Origin of the sequence: Sphingobacterium sp. WM (assembly GCF_029542465.1) — a bacterium.
Taxonomy (GTDB): Bacteria; Bacteroidota; Bacteroidia; order Sphingobacteriales; family Sphingobacteriaceae; genus Sphingobacterium; species Sphingobacterium cellulitidis.
In genome coordinates this window covers 3,029,600-3,049,949 of record NZ_CP120709.1, presented here as the reverse complement: position 1 = coordinate 3,049,949, position 20,350 = coordinate 3,029,600, and the positions used below count along the sequence as shown (strand labels likewise).

Genomic DNA, 20,350 nt, shown 5'->3' with positions numbered 1-20,350 from the left:
TTTTCTTAGTGTCCGTTGGTAAATAAAGATGCCGCGCCAATAATCGCAGCATGCTCTTGATATTGACCGATCTGAACATCAAAATCCGCCAATACTGTTTTATCCGGAAAAATACGATCCCAAGCCTTAACAATATTACCCCCAATTACAAAAGACTTACAATCATGCTTCTGACTAAAGAAGTTCATGAAGTTTAATAGGTGCTCTTGATATTCTGAAAGTAATTGGGAAACCTCCGCACTTTCCCCATGTTTTTCAAGGATCTCTCTTAATCCACTCTCTTTTAAGCCGCTTAACTCCTCAAATCTTTTTACAAACCATCGCGTCACAAGATATTCTTCATAGATGGAATCACGGTAAGCTGTATTCCAAAGATCCGCATCAAATGCTTTGTCCCCTTGATTCCATACCGAACTCCCTAATCCTGTTCCAAGGGTTATCCCTAAAATCCGCTCTTTATGCTCTAGTCCGCATCCAAAAACCTCTCCTTGTAAGAAGGCCGCAGCGTCATTGATAAATAATATCTTCAAATCTGCTTGACCTAAACCTTCTAAAATAGGTGCAGTTACTTCCAGGTTATAAATGCTATCGTATTTGGACTGCCCTTTCATTAAGGCAATTCCTTTTTCATAATCAAATGGACCTGGGGCTGCAATTCCAATGTTAACTACTTCTAAATCAGTCTTTTCTAGACATGACTTCATGTTCGAAGTCCAGTCATGAAAAATCGATTTAGCATTTTCCAGCGAATTTACATGCGAACGAGTGATGGTCTCGTTTAAAATTTTCCACGTATCTTTCTCCACAATTGCAGATGTGATATGGGTTCCGCCAATATCACACGAAAGAATATAATTGCTATTCTGCATTCTTTAAATAGGCCTTATATTTTAATAAATGGTCAGCTATTACTAGGGCTGCCATCGCCTCCACAATAATAACTGCCCGAGGTACTACACAAGGATCATGACGGCCTTTACCGGAAATACTGGTTTCATTCCCTACTGCATCAATGGTGCTCTGATCACGCATGATCGTCGCAACGGGTTTAAATGCTGTCCGAAAGGTAATATCCATTCCATTGGAGATCCCGCCTTGAATTCCTCCTGAAAAATTGGTTATTGTTTTTATCTCATCTTCTTGATTGATGAAGATATCATTATGCTCTGAACCCAACATCTTTGAACCCTCAAACCCTGAACCATACTCAAATCCATGAACAGCATTGATGCTCATCATAGCCTTGGCAAGGTCCGCGTGTAATTTGTCAAAAACTGGCTCCCCAAGTCCTACCGGAACTTTGCGGATGACCGTCGAAATTACTCCTCCAACAGTATCTCCATTCTTGCGAACCTGGTTGATAAATTCCTCCATTTCTGAAGCACTCGCCGGATCAGCACATCGTACAATGTTATTCTCACGGATTTCCAATAATCTAGAAAGATCCTTAAGATCAAGATTTGGAGAATCAATGTTACCTACAGACGAAACATGGGCAAATATTTCGATTCCATATTGTTTTAAAAATAACTTGGCAATAGCGCCAGCCGCAACACGTGCCGCAGTTTCTCGAGCTGAAGAACGTCCTCCACCGCGATAATCACGAATACCATACTTTACCTGATAGGTATAGTCGGCATGTGATGGCCTAAATTTATCCTGAATATGGGAGTAATCCTTGGAGCGTTGGTCCTCATTAGGAATCACGATGGCAATGGGCGTGCCTGTGGATTTTCCTTCAAAAGTTCCCGATAAGATTTGCGCAGTATCACTTTCCTTTCGTTGAGTGGTGATTTTGGATTGTCCTGGACGTCGCTTGTCTAATTCCGATTGAATAAATTCCTCGTCAATTTCAACCAATGACGGACATCCATCTACTATCACCCCAATCGCCTTTCCATGTGATTCCCCGAAAGTGCTTATCTTAAATAAATCTCCAAAAGTATTTCCTGCCATAATTCGATAATGCCCGTAAATATATAAAAATTGATAATAAGTTTGATTAGCTTGCCAGAATATTATTTTTCTGAAATCTGAAAGCCTTGCTCTTCTAAATGCTGCCAAAACATCGGATAGGATTTCTCTACCACATTTGGCTCTTCTATAATAACCTCGCTAAAGACTATCGCTAATGGCGCGAATGCCATCGCCATCCGATGATCTTCATAGGTCGCAAAAGTTAAGTTCCCAGGATCTTTTACCTTCGCAGTTTTTAAATGGTAGGTTTCCCCGTCCGCTATCAACTCTGCGCCAAATTTGCCAATCTCAGTCTGTAAGGCTAAAATCCGATCAGTCTCCTTGATTTTTAAAGTCTCCAATCCTGTAAAGGAAACATCTTTCTTCAATGCCGAAGCTATTACAACAACCGTCTGCGCTAAATCAGGACATTCCTTGAAATCAAATAAGGTCTTGTCAGAACCTGTATCCACCTTTCTAAGGTGTAAGCCGTCGGATTCAAAACTGGATTCTACTCCAAAATGAGTCATTATTTCAACAATTGCCATATCTCCCTGCAAACTACTTTCCTTTAGTCCCGGTAATACGATATGACCATCCTTGGATAATGCCACTATCGAATACCAATAGGAAGCTGCACTCCAATCGGGTTCTACATAAATGGTAGAGGCTGAAAATGGCTGTTTTGATATTTGAATTTTATTTTCTGTAAACTCATACTGAATTCCACATTCCTTCAACATCTCCAAGGTCATCGTAACATAAGGTCTCGAGGTCAATTCTCCTAGGATATTGATGGTTAAACCTTTTTTTAAGGAAGATGAAATTAATAGGAGTGAGGAAATGTATTGGCTACTGATATTCCCTTGAATCGAAATCTGTTCCTTTCCTTGGATCATTCCCCCCTCAATTTTCAATGGAGGATAGCCAACTTTGTTTTCATAATGAATGTCTGCACCTAAGTCTTTCAAAGCATCCACTAGGATACCAATAGGTCTTTGTTGCATTCTTTCAGTTCCAGTCAGAATAAAGTTGCCTTTTATTAAATTCAGGTAGGAGGTCAGGAAACGCATAGCTGTTCCTGCAGGACCAATATCAATTGTTGTAATCGCTGAATCTGCGTTGTTAGCTTGGTTTAAAGCTGCATTTAGGGTTACTGTATCTGCTGCTTCAGAGAGATTTTCTACTTGTACAAGCCCTTTACTCAATGCTCTGATAATAAGAGCACGGTTGCTCTCTGATTTGGAACCAGTAAGCTGAACCGTGCCTTTAATCTTGTGCGAAGGATGGGTTAAAATTAAGCTTTTCGCCGTCATTCTTATGCCTCCGCAACCGGTTTAGTGTTCATAACCTCGTTTTGCTTACGAATCGACTCGTTATGCAACAACTCTAAATATTTTGTCGTGAACTCTTCACTTAAGTTTAATGCTTTCGCTAATTGAATACGTTTTTGAACAATCTCATCCCAACGGTTAATCTGAAGGATAGTAACGTTGTTATCTCTCTTGAATTCACCGATTTTCTCAGCAATCTTCATTCGGTCTGCAATCTGCTTGATGATTTGATCATCCAATTTGTCAATTTGACCACGCAATTCTGCTAATTTATCTTCAAACGCTGGGTTATCTGATTCTGGCTTACGAACCGCAACGCTATCCAATAATTCTGCTAATGCAGCTGGAGTAACTTGTTGTTTCGCATCTGTCCATGCTACAGATGGATCAATATGTGACTCAATAATCAATCCTTGCATATCCATATCCATTGCCTTTTGCGTTACGTATGGAATCAATTCACGATTACCACAAATATGACTTGGGTCATTGATGATAGGTAATTCTGGTGCAATAGCTTTTAACTGGATTGCAATATCCCACATTGGCTCATTACGGAAAGCAGTTTTCTCGAAAGAAGAGAATCCACGGTGAATCGCCGCTAATTTCTTAATTCCAGCTCTGTTTACACGCTCTAAAGCTCCAATCCATAAGGATAAATCTGGGTTAACCGGGTTTTTAATCAAAACGGGTACATCAACACCTTGCAACGCGTCTGCAATCTCCTGTACCGTGAATGGGTTAGCCGTTGAACGAGCTCCAATCCATAAGATATCAATCCCTGCTGCTAAGGCCTCCTCAACATGCTTCGCCGTCGCTACTTCTGTCGCTGTCAATAATCCAGTCTCCTCTTTCGCTCTCTTCATCCACTCTAATCCAATGCTGCCAATACCCTCAAATTCCCCTGGACGAGTACGTGGTTTCCAAATGCCCGCACGTAAAACATTCACCTTTCCAGTGTTCGCTAATAAATGTGCAGTAGAAACTAATTGCTCTTCTGTCTCAGCACTACAAGGACCGGCAATGATTAAAGGTTTATCTCCGGTGTCTAACCAAGATTTTAATGGAAGAATGTCTAATGAATGTTTCATCGTATTTTTTTTTGATTATTTACTTAATTAATTATGTTGATTTAGATTTTTTCGTTCTTTAAGTACTCGCCCATGATACTGAAGTTCACCGTATGCTTAAGTACTTTTCTTATCGCAGCATCATAGTCTGCTTGCTTTTTCCATTCCACATCGACATAGAAATCATATTCGTTTCTTCTGCCTACAACCGGCATGGATTGAATTTTACTGAGATTTACATTTTGCTCAGCAAAACATTGTAACACCATCGCTAATGCCCCGATAGCATGGGAGGTTTGGAAAGATAGAGAGGCTTTATTCGCATTTTTCTGTTCCTCCAACTCATTCGATAGAATCAGAAAACGAGTGGAATTCTTTTTGTTGGTCTCAATTCTCTTTTCTAAAATTTCTAACCCATATAGTTTGGCTGCTGCCTCACTCGCAATTGCCGCCGTCTGGGTTAATTTTTCATCCAAGATCTTCTTCGCACATGCTGCAGTATCCATTCCTTCCTTGATGGTCCATTCTGGATGATCACTTAAAAACTCATCACACTGACGAATCGCAATAGGATGTGACTCTACAAAATGAATATCCGATAGCTTTACCCCAGGTAAGGCTAATAAGTGTTGCTGTATATTCAAATGAACCTCACCAATGATATGAAAGCGGTAATCCCTGAGTAAATTATAGTTCGGTAAGATACTTCCTGCTATGGAATTCTCAATCGCCATCACTACATAATCTGCCTTGCCTTGTTTCAGTAAATCACAAGTCTTTTTAAAGGATGAGCATTCAAGGGTCTCAATTTCTTTTCCAAAATATTTGAAAGCTGCTTCTTCATGAAAGGAAGCTTTAACTCCTTGGATGGCAATCTTTATTTTCTCACTCATTGTATGTCTTCTAATGCTTTTATATTGTCAATAAAAAAGGTCCCAAACTTTTCAGCTGGGACCCCTTAATATTTTCTAAATACCATATACTAGTCCCAGCTCTTATCTTTAAAATAAAAGAACCAAAAGTTGATATATGTATATTGTTTGTTCATTTCCCTTGTTATTGTTGTCAAATATAGAACTTCTTTAATTAAGTGCAAAATATTTTTTAAAAAATATTGTTTTTGAGTGAAAAATATGTGAAAAAATAAGGTAAAAAACAATAAAAAATAACCTGAAAAATAGCCTAAAAAATGATGAAAATACTCGAAAAAATATACTTATTATTTCAGTAAAAATCGTTTTTATGCACTTAAAGGCGCTTTTTGTGTTATTTTTAGTTTAAAAAACAGGAGTAAAAATTGCTTAAAATATGATGGAAATTTACTTAAAAAATATACCTAAAAAACATTTAAAAATAATATTAAAAATGAGGTGAAATGTTCGAAAATCGATAATATTTTATTGTTATTTTCTTAATGAAAGCTTAATAAAATGTTTCATTTCATGATGATAAATGGAAAAGGATATATTTGTACGATTTCTGAAGAGTGAAAAATATATGTTCTATATTCTAATTTCTGTCCTCTGTTCGGTGACTGTAGCTATTATTATTAAGCTAGCAAGACAACGTGGAGTAAATTATCTGCAATTGTTGGTTTGGAACTACCCAGTTGCTCTTTTGCTGACTTATTTCGTCCTAAAACCTCAAATCATTCCCTGGACATCAAATCTTCCCTGGAATCTATATTTACCCCTAGGTTTTCTATTGCCATTTATCTTTATCTGTTTGGCGCTTTCCATTCGCTTTGGTGGAATCGTGAAAACTGAGGTCGCTCAAAGATTATCCTTGTTTATACCTCTCATTGCTGCTTACTTTTGGATGAATGAACAATTTGAATCCAAAAAATTTATTGGTATTGCCGTAGGACTCCTGGCCATTGTGTTTTCGATAGGCTGGAGTAAAAACAATAAGTCAGAAGGTAAGAATACCTGGATTTATCCCTTGCTGGTATTTTTTGGAATGGGAATCATCGATATAATATTCAAGCAGATTGCTCTTCATACGCAGATCAGCTACATGTCTTCTTTATGGATAGTCTTTACCTTAGCATTGGGATTTGCCCTTATTTTTCTTCTTTATTTATTGTTCATTAGAAAGGAAACGTTTGATAAGAAATCCTTGTTATATGGTGCCATCCTTGGAATTTTCAATTTCGGAAATATCGTGTTCTATATGAAAGCTCATAAGGCACTTCCTGATAGTCCATCCCTAGTGTTTACAGGAATGAATATCGGAGTAATTGCTGTCGGGGCAATTGCCGGAGTACTACTATTTAAGGAGAAACTTAGTGTTTACAATAAAATAGGGTTATTTTTGGCCATTATTTCAGTTTTATTAATTGCATTGCTGTGAGTTTATTTGAAGATACATACCAAACTATTGAATTCCCTGCCGAAGGTATTTTTAGGGACAAAGGAAGTAAGTTTATTGCTTATGCCTATCCCTTCAAAGATGAGGCAAACCTGAAAGATATTATTGCCGATCTAAAATCGCAGCACCCAAAAGCCAGACACCATTGCTATGCCTATAGACTAAGCCCTGATAGGTCCGTTTTTAGAGTGAATGATGATGGTGAACCTTCTGGTACTGCCGGAAGACCAATCCTGAATGTACTGCTCTCCATGGATGTAACCAATATTTTGGTGGTAGTCGTTCGTTATTTTGGAGGTACCTTATTAGGAGTGCCCGGTTTAATCAATGCCTACAAAACAGCAACACAAGAAGCTTTGGCAAATGCTCAAATTGTAGAAAAAACTGTTAATGATGTTTATGAATTAAAATTCGATTATTTACAGATGAATGATGTCATGCGAATCGTTAAAGAAACGGACTTAGGGGTTTTAAGTCAAGATTTTGATACGAATTGTAAAATTACTTTTGAAATCCGTAAATTACAAGTAAATGAAGTGATCGGGAGAATGGAGAAGATTGAGGGGGTAGAGATCAATTACTTGCGAACCATATGATTAACGATTCTGAACTAATTATTAATTCCGATGGAAGTATTTACCATTTGAATTTATTGCCATCTGATATTGCCGATACCATTATTTTTGTTGGTGACCCTGACCGTGTTCCTGAAGTATCCAAATACTTTGATAATATCGAAATAAAAAAAGGTAGACGCGAATTTATTACCCATACTGGCTCCGTAAATGGAAAACGGATTACTGTTATTTCCACCGGAATCGGAACGGATAATATAGATATTGTCCTCAATGAATTGGATGCCTTGGTCAATGTTGACTTTAAAACCAAAACCTTAAAGCCCGAAATCAAATCATTGGATATTATCAGAATCGGAACATCCGGTTCCATCCAAGGAAATATTTCTATGGGAACTGTTCTCGCATCTGAATATGCCATAGGTTTTGATACCTTAATGCAATACTATAAAAAGCCCTATACACAGCCCGAAGTAGAACTACAGGAAGCTGTAATCAACCATTTTAAAGGCCTTACCTTCAAGCCATATATCGGTAGAGCATCCCAAAAACTTCTAGATAAATTTGCCTTCGACCTTCCTAAAGGCATCACCATGACCGCCCCAGGATTCTATGGCCCACAAGGTAGAAATGTCAGATCCAATAATACCTATCCCGACCTGATCAAAAACGCCAATAGCTTCAATATCGAAGGACGTAATATCACAAACCTCGAAATGGAAACCGCAGGCATATATGCCTTAAGTAATATGTTTGGTCACCACGCAATTTCAATCAATGCAATCCTTGCAAGCAGAGTGAATGAGTCATTTAGCAAAAATCCTCAGGAAATAGTTGATAAGGCAATTAGGATGGTGATTAATAGACTGAGCCATGATAGATAAATAGGATTAGAGGATTGGCCATGAGCTGAAAGAAAGTAAAACGGCTTATTGGAGTACTTTTGAAGGAGGGATAACTTGTGTTAATTTTGACTAACTGTTTTCTGCATTGATATTGAAGTTTTTGTTGTAGATACGTTTGAATTCAAGTCGGGTATTTCCGAAGTTAATGAGTAAACCAATATTTACGTTGTAGGCTTCGAGGTAATTTTTGGCTTGAGCGAGATGCAAGTTTTCTAAGCCACTTAAGGCTTTGAGTTCCACCATAATTTTATTTTCGACAAAAAAATCAACTCTCCTTGTTCCAACTTTGGTGTTTTTATACATAATAGTCATTTCCATTTCACGCTTGTACGCAATATTCTGACTTTTCATCTCCAACGCCAAACAGCGTTGATAAATCAACTCTTGAAAACCACCACCCAAAGTCCGATGGACTTCCATTGCACAGCCAATAATTCTTCCTGTCAGATCTGTTAAATGATTATAATTTTCTATAGGATACTTCATCTTCCAATTCGTTGCTATTAATAGATATAACAACTAAAAATACTGGAAAATAAAATAACAAAACATGAATATAAGTTACGATTCAATTAAATAATAACTTGACTTCCTTACTGTCCCATTCGCCATATCAAATTCCCCGTTTCACATTTCCGGTTCCACATTTTCCTTTCAAATCTTGGCCCATCCTCAAATCCTGAAATTCCTGGCTAAAAGCCCACCCCACCGATCCCTTTCCTTGCGGAGTCGAATCTCAACAGAATAAATAGTAAAATAGTAAATGACCAGAGCGATGACCCTCCATAACTAATAAATGGAAGCGGAATCCCAATTACAGGTACAATACCTATCGTCATCCCTATATTGATAAAGAAGTGGAAGAAGAGGATAGAGGCTACGCCATAGGCATAGATTCTGGCGAAGGCAGTTCTTTGGCGTTCTGCGATATTCACCAATCGAACCAATAGCGCGACATAGAGTGAAATCAGCACTACGGATCCGACGAATCCCCATTCTTCACCGACCGTACAGAAAATAAAGTCGGTACTTTGTTCTGGAACGAAATTGTATTTGGTTTGAGTCCCTTGAAGGTAGCCCTTACCAAATAATTGACCGGAACCAATGGCAATCATGGATTGGTTTAAGTTGTAACCTTGACCTTTAGGGTCATCCATTTTACCTAGGATAATATCGATACGATTTCGCTGATGCGGTTGTAGAATCTGTTCGTAGGCAAAGTCCACACAGAGAATATAAACGCTGGAAACCACGAATAGGATCGCCATATTGATAAGGTTCTTACGTTTCTTACGCATCATAAAGGCGAAGAAACCACAAACCAACGCAAGTATTCCTATCAGGATCCACTGATTGACCAGAAGTGCCAATACAAATAAGAAGATGGCCAAACCACCGATGATTAGCAATCCGGTACTTACATAACCTTCTCTATAGAATACAAATACCAGGGAGAAGAAGGCGAGTGCAGAACCTGTATCGGGCTGCAACATAACCAAGGCCACTGGAAACAAGACGATACAAACACCGACGAACAGTGTCTTCATATTGGGGTTTTTGTTGGTTTGGTTACTGAGGTAATAGGCCAACAATAGACAGGTTGCTAGTTTTCCAAATTCGGAAGGCTGGAGCCTGAAGCTTCCCAATGGAATCCATGCCTGGTTACCACCTACATTTCGACCGACCACCAGTACGGCGACCAGCAGGAGTATAACCACAATGTAGATAATAGGGGCGGAGGATATAAAAAACCGCGAATCAATTATCAGAATACAGATTCCGATGATTAATGCGGTGAAGATATAAATGGATTGTTTACCATAGTTTGTCGCCAAGTTGAACAAGCCTGGATTTTCAGGATCATACACTGCAGCATGGATATTGAACCATCCTATCAGACATAGTGCAAGCCATAATCCAATGGTCAACCAATCAATTCGTCCAAAAAAACTTTTCTTATGCAAATTATTCATGGTTCCTTCTCACTTGACTATGATGAACTAATACGCCTGAATCTTCGTTTTTCTTAGGCGAAACCGCTGCCGTGCGTACAGTTTGTGTTTTGGCAGATTTGCTCTTTGTACTATCCTTTTTGATACTATCTTCCTTTTTTACTTTTGGTTTCGGCATTAGGTTGCCATTGTAAATTCTATCCTGAATGTACTTTGGTAAGGATATGGTATCCTTCAGATATTTCTCTACCATCATACTCGCAATAGGTGCGGCCCATGTACCACCATAGCCTGCATTCTCCACGAAAACCGCAATGGCAATTTTCGGATTATCACGTGGGGCAAAGGCAAAGAATACAGCATGGTTCTCACCATGTGGATTTTGAACCGTTCCGGTCTTACCACACATCTCTATGCCCGCAATCTTCGATGCTGCTCCCGTACCACCTTGGTTCACGGCTTGGCTCATCCCCTCAATGACAGGTTCATAATGTTTTGCATCAACACCGGCAAAAATCTTTTCCGTGAATTCTTCCTTCACGATCTGTTTCTCACCAATACCTTTGATTAGGTGCGGGCGATAGTAGAATCCGCGGTTTGCTACGATAGCCATAATATTAGCCATCTGCAAAGGCGTAATCCCCAACTCTCCCTGACCAATAGATAAGGAGATATTAAAGCTTGAACGCCAATTTCCACTGCCGTATCGCTTAGTATAAAAATCTGATGTAGGGACCAATCCTGGTTTTTCACCCGGTAGATCTATTCCTAACTTATGGCCTAAACCAAATTTGCCCAAAGCTTCTTTCCATAGGTCATAGGCTTTTGGACCACTCATTCCTCTGGAATCGATCATTTTTGCATAGACATACCCATAATAGGTATTGCATGACATTTTAATGGATTTAACCAATCCTGTTGCACCATCGACGTGGGTACAGCGCATAATCGCACGACCACCGCCATAACGGTAACCACCTGGACAGTAAAATATCGTTTGGTCATTGATCACACCGGCTTGTTGTGCTGTCAATGCAGAAACAACCTTAAATACAGAACCCGGAGGATAAGATGCCTGAATAGGGCGGATAAACATCGGCTTGGTCTCATCATTCAATAACTTCATATAGTTATTTCCTAATTCCCGACCAACCATCATATTTGGATTGTAAGAAGGACTACTTACAAAACTTAAAATCTCACCTGTAGAAGGTTCTATGGCAACGACAGAACCCAATTTATTCTTCATCAGCTTTTCCGCAAGAATCTGTAAATCCTTGTCTAATGAAGAAACTAATCCGTCTCCTGTTACCGCCAAGGTATCGTATTTACCTTCCATGAAACTACCTTGAGGCCTGTTCAGGGCATCAACCATCTGGTTCTCAACCCCACGTTTTCCTCTTAATAATTCCTCATAAGCACGCTCGACTCCTGATGCTCCAATATAATCTCCAGGACGATAAAATCCATTGGACCTTTCGATATCTCGATCATTTACCTCTTGGATATAACCCAGGAATTGTGCCGCAATACTATCCGGATAACTTCTGACAGTCCGATTCAAAGGATAAAATCCGCGGAACTTATAAAGGTGCTCCTGGAATTTTGCATACACGGTCGAAGATACTTGCTTCATGAATTGTGATGCGCGGTATGGAGAATGTGCTTTGGCCTTTTTCATCCGAACATTGAAATCAACCGTATCAATCCCCAATAAATCACAAAGTAAAAGGGTATCTAAATCCTTTACCTCTCTGGGAGTAACCATGATATCATAGACCGGTTCATTTTGAACCAGTACCTTGCCATTTCGGTCCAAGATAACTCCACGCGCAGGATAAATGATTTTCTTACGCATGACATTGTTATTGGCGGATAGTAAATACTTATCGTCAATAACCTGTATGTAAAATAGCCTTGCAACAATAACTAAGGCAATTGCAATAAAAATTCCTTGAATAACGAACTTACGGTTGAAATAACTATTGTTCATGTGAATAAGACCGTAATTATTAATTACTTAATAAGCGAGATTTTCTTTTATAAATCAGTATACTAATCAATATGATTAACAAGATAGTAAAAATACTGCTTAATAATATGCTGAGTAAAGTGCTTAAATAGTTTGAGAAACTAAAATATTCAACGTGTAGGAGAACGATATGGTGAATCAATGTTCCTATCGAAATATAAGATAAAAACCATTTCGATCCCATATTTCCCAAGGATGGGGTTTCAAAAGAATTCTGAACATCCACATCCAAAGTAATGCGATGGAAGAAAATCCTATACCAAGCCAAGGCTACACAAGCTGCCGCATGAACCCCAATGGAGTCATAAAAGGCATCTACCGTCAGACCTGTCAAAAATGCAAGGACATATAATACGAAATTTGGTGTCCCAATCGGCAATAAAAAGATGATCAGGATATAGGGAAATGGGGTTGCTAAATTGTAATACCCAATATTCTTGAATAATACAACTTGCATTGCAATCAATACAATAAATCGAATTATATTAAAAATAACCAGTCTACCCATCGTTATCCTCCGTTACTGATTCTAGTTGATTTTTTTCATTCTCCAATAAATCCTTGACCACATACACGTGGTTAAGATTAGTGAAATTTGTTCTTAACTTAATTTTGATGTCCAAAAATGAACCCCCGGAACTAATCCCTGTTTCTTCAACTGAACCAATCTCGATGCCTTTCGGGAATAAGGAAAATCCCGATGTAAATACTTTCTGACCTTTTTTTACCTTAATATGGTTTGGAATATCCTTCACAATGGCAAACTGCGGATTGGAAGTGTTACCCCATACCAATGACCCAAACACATTGGCAGTGTCCAAAGTCACAGATACTCGGGTATCCGGGTGTAATAAAGATTGAATCGTACTGAAATGCGGCGAAACATTCAAGACAATACCAACGACCCCATTGGAGGTAATTACTCCTAATCCCTTTTGAATTCCTGCGATGGAACCTTTGTTGATTGTGATGAAGTTACTCTTTTGGTGAATACTGTTGTTGACCACTTCAGCCATGGTAAATTGATACCGGTCCATTTCAATAGAATCATTGATTTGAACGGAATCAAGCGTATCTGTCAATAAGTAATGTTGTAATTGCTTGCGAAGCTCTGAATTTTCTAACGCGAGGTTCTTGTTTGTTTCTTCAAGCGCCAAATAACTTTTCCAGGAATTTAGTTTATCATAGAATGAACCGACTAATACATTCGAGGAATTGATAAAGGCCGAACGTTGGTATCTGTTGTTTTGGACAACAAGTAGGAGAGAAGCAACAAAAAAAAGAATAAACCAAAAAAAGGCATTGTATCTAACCAAGAAAAGCCAAAGGTTCTTCATTATTGTTCTCTGTTAATAGTTACGCGATATAACATATTAGGAATGTTATATCGCGTAATAAATATTTTTTTAATTATTTGTTACTGCATTAAGAACTTGAAACGACCGATGTTCTTAAGCGCAATACCAGTTCCTCTAACTACTGCACGTAGAGGATCTTCTGCAACGTGAACAGGAAGTTTCGTCTTAGCTTGAATACGTTTGTCTAAGCCACGAAGTAAAGCACCACCACCTGTTAAATAAATACCTGTTTGGTAAATATCCGCAGATAATTCCGGAGGAGTAATCTCCAATGCTTTCAAAATCGCCTCTTCAATTTTTGAAATGGATTTATCTAAACAGTGGGCAATCTCTGTATAGGATACAGTAATTTGTTTAGGAATACCAGTCATCAAGTCACGACCTTGAACGGCAAAATCCTCAGGTGGATCGGTTAATTCAGGTAATGCAGCACCAACCTCGATTTTGATCTTCTCCGCGGTGCGGTCACCAATCATGATGTTGTGCTGACGACGTATATATTGAACAATATCTGAATCGAAGTTATCTCCTGCAACACGAATGCTCTGGTCACAAACTATCCCTGATAAGGCGATTACGGCAATCTCCGTCGTTCCCCCACCAATATCGATAATCATGTTTCCTACAGGCTCCTCAACGTCAATCCCAATCCCTACAGCCGCAGCCATAGGCTCATGAATTAAGTAAACCTCCTTCGCACCAGCAATCTCTGCCGAATCGCGAACAGCACGCTTCTCAACTTCTGTAATCCCCGAAGGAATACAAACAACCATACGTAAGGATGGAAAAAACCAACTCTTTCCTTTAGTGATAAGTTTTACCATACCTCGAATCAAGTGCTCAGCAGCCGTAAAGTCTGCTATTACACCGTCACGAAGCGGTCTAACCGTTTTTATATTGTCGTGAGTTTTACCCTCCATCTGCATCGCTTGACGACCAATGGCAATTACCTTGTTCGTCGTACGGTCAAATGCTACTATTGAGGGCTCATCTACTACTACTTTATCATTGTGAATGATGAGGGTGTTAGCTGTTCCCAAGTCTATTGCAACTTCTTGCGTAAACCAATTAAAAAGACCCATTTAAATGTGAAAGTATTATTTGTAATTTAATTGCAAACCTAATGAAAAAAAATGGTTTTTTATGAAAGCATTATTTATAAAAAAACATCTTTTCCTAATGAAAATATGGAAAATTTCAAATTCGTAATTGACAACGTATTTGGACCTGTTTTATTGTATTGAAGTGCCAATATAATAGTTGAACGTGTCAACTTTGAAATTTTCTTTGGTCAATCCTTCCAACCTCATGATCTTGAAATTTTCAGTCGGTTTGATTAACATCCTTTTTCCATCTTTGTCAAATATATGAACCGGCATATCAAAGCCCTTAACCTCCGAAATCCAACGAACCATAAATACACCTGGCGAATTTTGAATCACCTCCAAGGTCGGTATACTGGTCCTTTGTACATATTGCTCAAATGTCTTAGCTAAGTTGATGCCAGATTCCTTGCTCATATAATTTAATATATCGTTGTAGTCTACTGTTTTATGATAAAACTCTTTATTTATCCCTCTAAGTAGCCTCAACCAAGTTTCATCATTATCTATCATCGTTCGGATCATGTTATGCAATACACCACCCTTATTGTACATGTCACCCGAGCCTTCTTTATTGACATTGTAGGGACCTTGAATTGGAAGGTCATTTTGAATGCCACGACGATTCCCATTTACATAGGCTTGACTAGCTTCCTTACCATAGAAAAAGTCGATGAATAAGGCCTCAGAATAATTCGTGAAACTTTCATGAATCCACATATCTCCAAGGTCTTTTGCCGTGATGTTGTTTCCAAACCACTCGTGCCCTGATTCGTGAACCACAATGAAATCCCATTTCATTCCCCAACCTGTTCTCGATCCATCATTTCCTAAATAACCGTTCTGATATTTGTTTCCATAGGCTACCGCACTTTGATGCTCCATTCCTAAATGAGCTGTCTCAACGAGCTTATAGCCGTCCTCATAAAAAGGATAAGGTCCAAACCAATGTTCAAAGGCCTTTAAAGTCTCATTCGCATTTTTCTTTAAATGGTCAATTTTCGAAGCATTCTCTTTTAATACATAGTAATCAAGGCTCAAAGGTCCCTTTTCACCAGCATATGTTTCCTTAAAATGGGTATAGTCACCAATATTCAAGGCAACATTATAATTGTTGATGGGATTTTCAACGCGCCAATGGTATTTGGTATAGCCATCTTTCAGGCTTTCAGTTTTGACCAATCTACCATTTGAAACATTCATTACTCCTTTAGGAACTGCTATTGAAATTAACATGCTATTTGCCTCATCGGATTGATGATCTTTATTAGGCCACCACACGCTCGCTCCTAATCCTTGACATGCTGTCGCAACCCAAGGTTTACCATTGCTGTCTTTCTTCCAGTCAAAACCGCCATCCCATGGGGCCCGCGTCGCTTGTATGGGATGCCCCGAATAATACACCTTGAAGGAGTCTATTTTCCCTTTTTCAATAAAATCTGGGAATTCCACAAAGACCGCATTATATTCTCTACTAAAAGGTAAGTCCTTGCCCCTGTATTCTACCTTATCAACGGAAAGGTTGTCAAACAAATCAAATTGTAGCTTGTTAAAGCGTTCTACAGCTTGGAATTTGAATAAATTACTTCCCGATATAAACTTCTGATCGATATCTACCTTAACATCCAAATGATAATATTGCACATCATAACAGGTTCGGAGCGGAGTTAATTCGCCACGTAAAGAATCCGCCTTGTTATAGATTTCTTTTGCCTTCATCAATTGGGCTTGAGTCACCTGACTTGCTGAACATAATAACAGACCAAGAAAAAATGATTTTACTTTTAACATAATAGGTTATATAATGTGGGTTAGTTCTTTTTTTGATTAAAATAATTTTCAATCTGGCTGAGATCAAAGGCATTTAAACATTCTTCTTTGCTTAATCCACCTTTTCTACCTACGTAAACACCATATTCCATGTCCAGAAAACCTTCCTTCCGGTGTGCATCTGGATTAATGGATAATAATACTCCTTTTTCTAAAGCATATTGATGCCATCTCCAGTCAAGGTCCAAGCGCAATGGATTGGCATTGATTTCTATGACAACCTTGTTGGCAGAACAAGCATCGATGACTTTTTTGAAATCCAATGGATAGCCAGCCCTTGATAATAATAAACGTCCAGTGGGGTGTCCCAAAATTGTGGTATAGGGATTCTCAATAGCCTTGATAATTCTTTCAGTGGCCTTGTCCTGATCCATTTTTAAATTGCTATGGATGGAGGCAACTACAAAGTCAAACTTGGCAAGAATTTCATCCGAATAATCCAGGGATCCATCCGAAAGAATATCTGATTCTATCCCTTTAAAAATTTTGAAAGGGGCTAGTTTCTTGTTCAATTCATCTATTTCCAGCCACTGTTGTTCTAATCGTTCTACCGATAAACCATTGGCATAAACCGCGGTTTTGGAGTGATCACAAATCCCAAGGTATTCTAGTCCCAATTCTTCCTTACAATATAAGGCCATATCCTTCAATGAATGAACTCCATCACTATAGGTTGAGTGATTATGCAATGATCCCTTCAGATCCTCATAGCGGATTAATTTGGGTAGTTTATTTGCTTTGGCAAGTTCAATGACTTTGCCACTCTCACGTAATTCAGGTTCAATATATTCCAAACCTAGAGAAGCATAGATCTCCTGCTCGGATCCCAATGCTTGGATTTCGCCAATGGCCCTTAATTGCTGGATATGTTCTGAAGAACCCGTACTGATCAATAATTGCTGGGCATAAGATTTTTCATCCGTGATAATCACCTCAAATGGAATTCCGTTTTCATCTTTGAAGGTGATTTTATGATTTTCTGCATTAATGTCAAATTCGTTGTCCAAGGCTTTTACCGCTTGCTGAACAGCTGTAGCATCCGCTGCGATCAATAGCTCAACATGTTGTAAGACTTCCGACTTCCTTCTGTAATCTCCTGTGAAACTGATAGGTGCTAATGCTAACTCCTTTTCAAAATGCTGGATAACCGTAAGGGCAGAAGGCATAACTTTGGCAAATAAAAACCAACCTTGATTGGCAATGGAAAATTCGATGGCTTTTTTGATATCTTCCTGCGTTTTTAAGCCAAATCCCTTTGCTTCGATCAACCTGTTCTCATTACAGGCATAGTATAATTCACCTACTGATTCTATTTCTAGATCGTTCCAGATTACCTGAATTTTTTTAGGTCCCAATCCTTTGATCTTCAGCATCTCCAAAATGCCTTCAGGAGTCTTGGCGACTAATTTTTCCAATTCAGGAAAAGTTCCGCTATTGACCACTTGCATGATTTTTTCAGCTGTGCTTTTGCCAATATTTGGCTGCTCACTAAGGGTGTCTAGATCTGATTGACTTGCCGAAAAAGGTAATTTGTCAATACGAAATGAGGCAGAGGCCATAGCTTTGGTCCTAAAAGGATTCTCATTATACAACTCCATCAACTGTGAACACAATTTAAATACTTTAGCTATGTCTTTATTTGTCATAATTTCCTTCTTTCTTCTGGGATATCAAAAATAGGAAATTGAATCGAGACATTGACCAAAAGACTGCCAAGGAAAGTCAATTCTGAAGGGAAGGGGTGAAATCATAAAAAAATCCTGAGCTGGGGAAGCTCAGGATTTTTACCAAACCAATTATTAACCTAAATTATGAAATTATATACTCTAATTATTCTTTTGCTTTTCTTTGATATTAAAACGCCATGCCTTTCACTTTCGTATATGGATTGCTCTTTGTTAACATTTTTTAACTTAAGGAGCAATATCCTTCATTTATTAGATATTCCTAATACAATATAGTTTACTTGGTATAGGTCAAATAAAAAGCCCTTTCGATTGGAAAGGGCTTTTTAAGATATTTTTATTTTTAAGCTTGTTTAACTTCTTCTTCCTTGACAATAGGTTCAGATTCAGGTCTGTTGTATTTTTGAATGATCAGACGAATACCTGAGTTTTTAGTCAAGAACTTAATCGACCAGTTTACAAAGGTTACTAATCTGTTTCTAAATCCAAAAATAGATACCAAGTGGACAAACATCCAAGTCATCCAAGCAATAAAGCCTTTCAGGTGTAAGCTTCCCATATCCACAACGGCTCTATTTCTACCAACGGTAGCCATCGATCCTTTGTCAAAATATTTGAAGTTTTCTGTTTCTTGTTTGTTCAGTTTGTTCATGATATGTTTTGCAACATATTTCCCTTGTTGCTGCGCAACAGGGGCAACACCAGGTAAACCTCTAGGGTTTTCATCCGTAATCATAGCCGAAACGTCGCCAATTGCATAAACATCTTCCTCGCCTTCAACCACACATTGCTCATTGGTTTTGATACGGTTACCGCGCTGAATAATTTCTGGGTTAATACCTTCTGGCATCTGACCCATAACTCCAGCACCCCAAATCACCGTTTTTGTCGGGATCTTTTCGCCTGAGGATAGGGTTACTGTATTGCCATCGTAATCCGTTACTACGGTATCCAAGATGGTTTTAACACCTAATTCATGTAAATAGCGTTCAGCATCACGTGAAGATTTCTCAGAAAGTGCACCTAGGATCTTTCCGGTTCCTTCAACTAAATATACTTTCATCTCGTATGTTGACAATTCAGGATAATCCTTCTTCAACATATGTTGTTGATACTCTGCAATCGCTCCAGATAATTCAACTCCTGTAGGTCCACCACCTACAACCACAAAGTTTAAATAACGCTCCCTATCCGATGCATTCTTTCTTAATACAGCCTCCTCTAGATTCTGTAATAAATAACTACGGATATTTAATGCCTCAATGATGTTTTTCATTGGTAAAGCGTATTTCTCAACTTGTTTGTTGCCAAAAAAGTTGGATGTAGCTCCTGTTGCAATAACTAAATAATCGTAATCATAATCTGCTACCGAAGTGTGAACCATTTTGTTCTTGCTATCAATGCTTAATACTTCGGCAAGACGAAAACGGAAATTCTTCTGATTTTTGAACATTTTCCGCAATGGAAACGAAATAGAATCGGATGCTAAGGTTCCTGTGGCAACCTGATACATCAATGGTTGAAAAGTGTGGTAGTTGTTACGGTCTATCAATAGAACTTCCACCTCTTTGTTTTTCAGCTGGCGAGCCAATTCAACCCCTCCGAACCCAGCTCCAATAATGATTACTCGGGGAAAGTTTCTTTCAGAACGATTTAGTAACATAATACTTCCTTGTTATAAGAATTTTAAAATAAGGCACAAATATCTGACATTTTCTTGCATATTTTATCAATTAATTACATTAATTTGAGATAAAACATGAAATTGATGTTTAAACTCATGCTATTCTTCTTGTTTTCAACAAGTTAAATATTGCATACTAAGTGTATTAAGTACACTATAATTTTGCCTATTGTAAACTTCCTTTAATCTTTACGGTCAATCCGTTATTCATTTCTGTCAATCTCAGTTGGCAGGCTAACCTGCTATTATCATCCGCATCGGGGAGGGTATCCAGCATATCCAGCTCCTGATCTTCCGCCTGCGCTAAATTTTCCATTCCCGAAAGTACCTCCACATGGCAGGTCGCACATAAAGCCATACCTCCACATGTCGCCAGTATTTCATACTCCGAGGCCTTCAGGATTTCCATCAAACTCAAGTTGACATCCGTGGGAACCATGACTTCCTGTCTTGTACCATCTCGGTCCTCTACATTTATAGTTATGATATTTTCCAT

The 20,350-nt window shown here is 38.5% G+C and carries 18 protein-coding genes; 3 read left to right on the top strand and 15 right to left on the bottom strand.

The features are described from left to right. Positions 1–5: 5 nt before the first annotated feature. The 5 genes from PZ892_RS13040 to PZ892_RS13020 all read right to left on the bottom strand — a co-directional run bounded on the left by PZ892_RS13040 (position 6) and on the right by PZ892_RS13020 (position 5,253). On the bottom strand, positions 6–869 hold the full coding sequence (locus tag PZ892_RS13040; protein ID WP_094279917.1) for an ROK family protein: 864 nt from the start codon (positions 867–869) through the stop codon (positions 6–8). Beyond that, the gene (gene aroC / locus PZ892_RS13035) at positions 859–1,956 is read right to left on the bottom strand and encodes a chorismate synthase (RefSeq protein ID WP_094256103.1); all 1,098 of its coding nucleotides are present in this window, start codon (positions 1,954–1,956) and stop codon (positions 859–861) included. Before aroC ends, PZ892_RS13040 begins: the two co-directional genes overlap by 11 nt. Positions 1,957–2,018: 62 nt before the next feature. Continuing rightward, positions 2,019–3,272: a 3-phosphoshikimate 1-carboxyvinyltransferase gene (locus tag PZ892_RS13030; RefSeq protein WP_182499679.1), complete on the bottom strand. Its 1,254-nt coding sequence runs from the start codon at positions 3,270–3,272 to the stop codon at positions 2,019–2,021. Between the two features lie 2 nt (positions 3,273–3,274). Continuing rightward, positions 3,275–4,381, bottom strand: coding sequence for a chorismate mutase (locus PZ892_RS13025; protein WP_094256101.1), 1,107 nt, complete (start codon positions 4,379–4,381; stop codon positions 3,275–3,277). A gap of 41 nt (positions 4,382–4,422) precedes the next feature. Further along, on the bottom strand, positions 4,423–5,253 hold the full coding sequence (locus PZ892_RS13020; protein ID WP_094256100.1) for a prephenate dehydratase: 831 nt from the start codon (positions 5,251–5,253) through the stop codon (positions 4,423–4,425). Positions 5,254–5,812: 559 nt separating this feature from the next. Here PZ892_RS13020 and PZ892_RS13015 point away from each other — a divergent pair. The 3 genes from PZ892_RS13015 to PZ892_RS13005 are packed head-to-tail and all read left to right on the top strand — an operon-like array spanning position 5,813 to position 8,189. Beyond that, positions 5,813–6,712 (top strand): EamA family transporter, encoded by a 900-nt coding sequence (locus PZ892_RS13015; protein WP_229678362.1) that lies wholly within the window; start codon positions 5,813–5,815, stop codon positions 6,710–6,712. Continuing rightward, positions 6,709–7,326 (top strand): YigZ family protein, encoded by a 618-nt coding sequence (locus PZ892_RS13010; protein WP_094279921.1) that lies wholly within the window; start codon positions 6,709–6,711, stop codon positions 7,324–7,326. Before PZ892_RS13015 ends, PZ892_RS13010 begins: the two co-directional genes overlap by 4 nt. Further along, positions 7,323–8,189: a nucleoside phosphorylase gene (locus PZ892_RS13005; RefSeq protein WP_182499678.1), complete on the top strand. Its 867-nt coding sequence runs from the start codon at positions 7,323–7,325 to the stop codon at positions 8,187–8,189. Before PZ892_RS13010 ends, PZ892_RS13005 begins: the two co-directional genes overlap by 4 nt. A 90-nt stretch (positions 8,190–8,279) precedes the next feature. On the opposite strand, the gene PZ892_RS13000 is transcribed toward PZ892_RS13005, so the two are convergent. The 10 genes from PZ892_RS13000 to PZ892_RS12955 form a co-directional block, all read right to left on the bottom strand. Next, positions 8,280–8,696, bottom strand: a complete 417-nt coding sequence (locus PZ892_RS13000) for a GxxExxY protein (RefSeq protein ID WP_094279923.1) — start codon at positions 8,694–8,696, stop codon at positions 8,280–8,282. Positions 8,697–8,902: 206 nt separating this feature from the next. Continuing rightward, complete coding sequence (rodA, locus tag PZ892_RS12995) at positions 8,903–10,183, bottom strand: rod shape-determining protein RodA (protein WP_094256095.1); 1,281 nt, start codon at positions 10,181–10,183, stop codon at positions 8,903–8,905. Further along, positions 10,176–12,155 carry a penicillin-binding protein 2 gene (gene mrdA / locus PZ892_RS12990; protein ID WP_182499677.1) on the bottom strand — a complete coding sequence of 660 codons (1,980 nt, stop codon included), beginning with the start codon at positions 12,153–12,155 and terminating at the stop codon, positions 10,176–10,178. The genes rodA and mrdA overlap by 8 nt, the downstream gene beginning before the upstream one ends. Before the next feature lie 19 nt (positions 12,156–12,174). Further along, positions 12,175–12,651, bottom strand: a complete 477-nt coding sequence (locus tag PZ892_RS12985; protein ID WP_229678361.1) for a rod shape-determining protein MreD — start codon at positions 12,649–12,651, stop codon at positions 12,175–12,177. A 43-nt stretch (positions 12,652–12,694) separates the two neighbouring features. Continuing rightward, positions 12,695–13,531, bottom strand: coding sequence for a rod shape-determining protein MreC (mreC, locus tag PZ892_RS12980; RefSeq protein ID WP_182499676.1), 837 nt, complete (start codon positions 13,529–13,531; stop codon positions 12,695–12,697). A gap of 80 nt (positions 13,532–13,611) precedes the next feature. Beyond that, positions 13,612–14,634 (bottom strand): rod shape-determining protein, encoded by a 1,023-nt coding sequence (locus PZ892_RS12975; RefSeq protein ID WP_094256091.1) that lies wholly within the window; start codon positions 14,632–14,634, stop codon positions 13,612–13,614. Between the two features lie 150 nt (positions 14,635–14,784). Continuing rightward, the gene (locus PZ892_RS12970) at positions 14,785–16,446 is read right to left on the bottom strand and encodes a M1 family metallopeptidase (RefSeq protein WP_182499675.1); all 1,662 of its coding nucleotides are present in this window, start codon (positions 16,444–16,446) and stop codon (positions 14,785–14,787) included. Positions 16,447–16,466: 20 nt separating this feature from the next. After that, a complete protein-coding gene (locus tag PZ892_RS12965; protein ID WP_182499674.1) occupies positions 16,467–18,131 on the bottom strand; it encodes a DNA polymerase/3'-5' exonuclease PolX in 1,665 nt (554 codons plus the stop codon). 382 nt (positions 18,132–18,513) lie between these two features. Beyond that, positions 18,514–19,833: an NAD(P)/FAD-dependent oxidoreductase gene (locus tag PZ892_RS12960; RefSeq protein WP_094279927.1), complete on the bottom strand. Its 1,320-nt coding sequence runs from the start codon at positions 19,831–19,833 to the stop codon at positions 18,514–18,516. Positions 19,834–20,020: 187 nt separating this feature from the next. Beyond that, positions 20,021–20,350, bottom strand: coding sequence for a 2Fe-2S iron-sulfur cluster-binding protein (locus tag PZ892_RS12955; RefSeq protein ID WP_094256087.1), 330 nt, complete (start codon positions 20,348–20,350; stop codon positions 20,021–20,023).